Below are 4,525 nucleotides of genomic sequence, written 5' to 3'. Positions count from 1 at the left end.
TTCGAGACGCGCAAGCTCGTGGATCGGGCCAAGGGCCTGCTGAACGAGAAGATGGGCCTCTCCGAGCCTGAGGCATTCCGGTGGATTCAGAAGGCCTCGATGGACCGCCGCCTCACCATGCAAGACGTCGCGAAGGCGATCATCGAGCAGCTGGCGCCGAAGAAGGCCTGACACCCCGGCCCGCTCAGCCCGGGCATTCGCTCACGCGCAGAGTCGACGAGCGCGCGACGCTGGTTCACGCCTCAGGGCGCGTGAGTTCCTCGGGAAGCGGCACATCCTTGATGAGGTTCGTGATCCGAATTGTGGAGCAACGACGGCCCTCATCGTCGGACACCACGATCTCGTGAACGGTCATGCTGCGGCCCAGATGCACGGGCGTGCACACGCCGGTCACGAGACCCGAACGCGCGGACCGCGTGTGCGTTGCGTTGATGTCGACCCCGACCGCGAGGCGTCCGGGGCCCGCCCAGAGGTTCGCGGACATCGATCCCAGCGATTCGCCGAGAACGACGTACGCGCCACCATGCATGAGGCCGACAGGCTGCGTGTTGCCCTCCACGGGCATCGTCGCAACGGAACGCTCCACGGTGAACTCGACGAACTGCATGCCCATTTTTTGGGCGAGAGTCCCCATGCCGCGCTGCGCCGCCCACTCCATACCGTTGACATTAGCCGGATGCTGCGTGCTCATGACCACCCTCGGGAGAAGTGCTGTCGGAAGCCGTGGGTAGGCTGACAGAGTGACGGACTCCTCGAAGCCTACCCTCCTGGTCGTCGACGGCCATTCGCTGGCCTTTCGGGCGTTTTTCGCCCTCCCCGTCGAGAACTTCACAACCAAAGACGGGCAGCACACCAACGGGATCTACGGTTTCCTGTCGATGTTCGTAAACCTGCTGAAAGCCGAAAAGCCCACGCACGTCGCCGTCGCCTTCGACACCTCGCGCCAGTCGTTCCGTACCCGTGAGTATGCGGAATACAAGGCCAATCGCGCCGAGACGCCCAAGGAGTTCCAGGGGCAGATCCCTCTGCTGCAGGACTGCCTGCGTGCCATGAACATCACGGTGCTCCAGCAAGAAGACATCGAAGCCGACGACATCCTCGCCACGCTCGCCACCCGCGGCGCCGAGGCCGGCTACACCGTGCTGGTCTGCTCAGGCGACCGCGACACGATCCAGCTCGTTGATGAGCGCATCACACTCCTCTACCCGAGCGTGCAGGGAGTGTCCCAGCTCAAGCGGTACGACCCCGAAGCCGTGCGCGAGCGTTACGGCGTCTCCCCTGAGCAATACCCTGACATCGCGGCTCTGGTCGGCGAGACCAGCGACAACCTTCCCGGCGTCCCGAAGGTGGGGGAGAAGACCGCGGTGAAGTGGCTCACCCAGTTCGGCACCCTCGACGAGCTGCTCGAGAACGCCGACCGTGTCACGGGAGTGGTGGGCAACAACCTGCGGGAGCACCTCGATGACGTCAAGCGCAACCGGGCGCTGAATCGGTTGTTGCGCGACGTCGAACTGCCGGTCGGCCCCGACGAGCTCGCTGTCACCGGTATGGACGCACAGGGCATTCGCGACATCTTCGCGCGCTTGGAGTTTCGTACCCTGCTGCCCCGAGTCTTCGATGCTTTGGGTGGCGAGGAACCCGCGGATTCGGCGCCGGCGGTGCAACTCCCCGCAGCCACAGAGGTGGACGCTGACGCTGCGGCTGCCTGGCTGGCGAGTGGCGGGGATGAGGTCGCGGTCACTGTCGTTGCCGGTGCAGGGGGAGCGAACTCGGCATCCCTGCCCGCCCGCCTCGGATTCGCGCGAGGCGACGATGTCGTCGAGACGACCTGGACGACGGAGTCCGCAGCACGCCTCTCGAGCTGGTTTGCATCCGATAGCCCGAAGGTGTTCGCCGACGCCAAGCCGCAGATCAAGATGTTGCGCCGCGCGGGCGTCCCCGTAAGAGGACTCGCGTTCGACACCGCATTGGCCGGATGGCTTCTTCGTCCGAGCTTCCCCGACAAGACACTCGGAGATCTCGTCGACCGCTACTTGGGGGAGAAGCTCCCCGAGGCCGATCCGACGCAGCTGGTTCCCGAAACCGAGGGGGCCACTCCCGGCCAGCTGTCATGGTTCACGCTGCGAGTCGCGGACGCGCTGCGGGCTGAACTGCCGGACGACCTCGCCGGCGTGCTCCGCGAGATCGAGCTTCCGACGCTCGACGCACTCGTCGACATGGAGCTGGACGGGGTGGCGGTCTCGCACGAGACGCTCGCCGGGTTCTCGGCAGAACTCGGCACCCGCGCCGACGCGATTGCCGCCGAGGCATTCGAGACGATCGGTCGCGAGGTGAACCTGGGTTCCCCGAAGCAGCTCCAAGAGGTGCTGTTCGAAGAACTCGGGCTCCCCAAGACGCGCAAGACCAAGACCGGGTATTCGACGGATGCCGCGGTCCTGGCCGATCTGCAAGAGACCAATCCGCATCCGTTCCTCGGTCTGCTTCTCCAACATCGCGAAGCGACGAAGCTCCGGCAGATCATCGAGTCGCTGGATGCCGCGATCGGCGCCGACGGTCGCATTCACACCACCTACGTGCAGACGGGAAGCCAGACGGGGCGCCTCTCGAGCACCGACCCCAACCTGCAGAACATTCCGATTCGGACCGAGGACAGTCGACGCATCCGTTCGGCCTTCGTCGTCGGTGACGGCTACGACACCCTCCTGACCGCTGACTACTCGCAGATCGAAATGCGCATCATGGCGCACCTGTCGGAGGACCCCGGGCTTATCGAGGCCTTCAACTCCGGTGAGGACCTGCACCGCTTCGTGGGCGCGCGCGTGTTCGGTGTGGACCCCGGCGATGTCACTCCACAGATGCGGACGAAGGTCAAGGCCATGTCGTACGGCCTCGTCTACGGCCTTTCAGCCTTCGGGCTGTCCAAGCAGCTTCGCATCGAACAGGCCGAGGCCAAACAGCTCATGATGGAGTACTTCGCGCGATTCGGTGCGGTGCGCGACTACCTCCGAGCGTCCGTCGAGAAGGCGCGGATCGACGGGTACACCGAGACGATTTTCGGCCGTCGTCGCCCCTTCCCTGACCTCACCAGCCCCAACCGGGTTCTGCGCGAGAACGCCGAGCGCGCTGCGCTCAATGCTCCCATCCAGGGCAGCGCTGCCGACATCATGAAGATCGCGCTGTTCCGCATCCACCAGGACCTCCGCGACAGCGATCTACGTTCGCGGGTGCTGCTGCAGATCCACGACGAACTCGTGGTCGAGGTCGCGCCGGGGGAGTGGGACCGGGCTGAAGAGATCGTCAGGCAGAGAATGGCTGACGCGGCGACACTCTCCGTACCGCTGGATGTCGAAGTCGGCCGCGGCGGCGACTGGAATCTTGCCGGGCACTGACCGCCTGTTCTGGCTAGGCTCGAACGCATGACTGAAGCTCCTCGATCTGCCACGCCCATCGACGCGATCGCAGATGCGTGGGTCGACACGCTCGCGGAGCGTGTCCCCACTCTCGCCACCTACATCGGTCGCTCTGAGCACAATGCACGCTACGGCGACTACTCGCCCGCCGGCGCTGACGCACTCGCCGTCGAAGCCCGCAAGACGCTTGCCGCGCTTCGCGCCGAAGAGCCTGTTGACGACATCGACAGAGTCACGAAAGCAGACCTCACCCGCGAGCTGGAACTCGACCTTGAGCTCCACGACGCCCAGTGGCATCTTCGCGACCTGAACGTGATCGCCTCGCCGCCGCAGGACATCCGCGCGGTCTTCGATCTCATGCCCACCGACACCGCCGACGAATGGTCGGTCATCGCGACGCGACTGGGAGCGGTGCCAGAGGCGGTGCGCGGCTACGTCGAAACGCTCCGCGCCGGCGTGTCGGCAGGGGTTGTCCCTGCACAGCGGCAGGTGCGCGAGGTCGTGACGCAGATCGGCCGGTACACGAGTGACCGTGGCTTCTTCGCGGAGTTCGCCGCTGAGGCAGCGCCCTCCGACGGGCAGCTTCCGGCATCCCTCGCGCGCGAATTGTCCGACGCAGCCGGTGCTGCCCGCGTGGCGTACGAGGAGCTCGCCGACGTGCTTGCCGGCGAGGTTGCGCCGGTCGCTCCGGAACAGGATGGCGTCGGCCGGGACCTGTACGCGCTGCATTCACGGCGCTTCCTCGGCGCGACCATCGACCTCGACGAAACCTACGAGTGGGGGATCGAAGAGCTCGCGCGCATGGTAGCCGAGCAGGAAGAGATCGCCGACGAGATCCTCACCGGAGCCAGCGTCGAAGAGGCTGTCGCGTTTCTCGAGAAGGATGCTGCGCGAAAACTCCACGGGACGGAAGCGCTGCAGAGATGGATGCAGCAGACGAGCGATCATGCCGTGGCGGAGCTCGGGGAGACGCACTTCGACATTCCCGAGCCGATCCGCACGCTCGAGTGCATGATCGCGCCCACCAAGGAGGGCGGGATCTATTACACCGGCCCGACCGACGACTTCTCACGCCCCGGGCGCATGTGGTGGTCAGTGCCCGAGGGTGTCGAGGA

The 4,525-nt window shown here is 65.6% G+C and carries 4 protein-coding genes; 3 read left to right on the top strand and 1 reads right to left on the bottom strand.

What is annotated here, in order from left to right; translation table 11 throughout:
- Positions 1 to 171 (top strand): ANTAR domain-containing response regulator (locus B3587_RS03630; RefSeq protein ID WP_292726720.1); only part of this gene is annotated, 171 nt, incomplete at its 5' end.
- A gap of 64 nt (positions 172 to 235) precedes the next feature.
- On the opposite strand, the gene B3587_RS03625 is transcribed toward B3587_RS03630, so the two are convergent.
- On the bottom strand, positions 236 to 691 hold the full coding sequence (locus tag B3587_RS03625) for a hotdog fold thioesterase (RefSeq protein WP_228178699.1): 456 nt from the start codon (positions 689 to 691) through the stop codon (positions 236 to 238).
- 49 nt (positions 692 to 740) lie between these two features.
- Here B3587_RS03625 and polA point away from each other — a divergent pair, with 49 nt between their 5' ends.
- On the top strand, positions 741 to 3,389 hold the full coding sequence (gene polA / locus B3587_RS03620; protein WP_292726620.1) for a DNA polymerase I: 2,649 nt from the start codon (positions 741 to 743) through the stop codon (positions 3,387 to 3,389).
- Between the two features lie 27 nt (positions 3,390 to 3,416).
- Positions 3,417 to 4,525, top strand: a 1,109-nt coding sequence (locus tag B3587_RS03615) for a DUF885 domain-containing protein (RefSeq protein WP_292726618.1), incomplete at its 3' end; no start/stop codon positions are given.

Origin of the sequence: Microbacterium sp. UBA837, assembly GCF_002296025.1 — a bacterium.
GTDB lineage: Bacteria > Actinomycetota > Actinomycetes > Actinomycetales > Microbacteriaceae > Microbacterium.
This window is presented reverse-complemented; position numbering and strand designations above follow the sequence as displayed.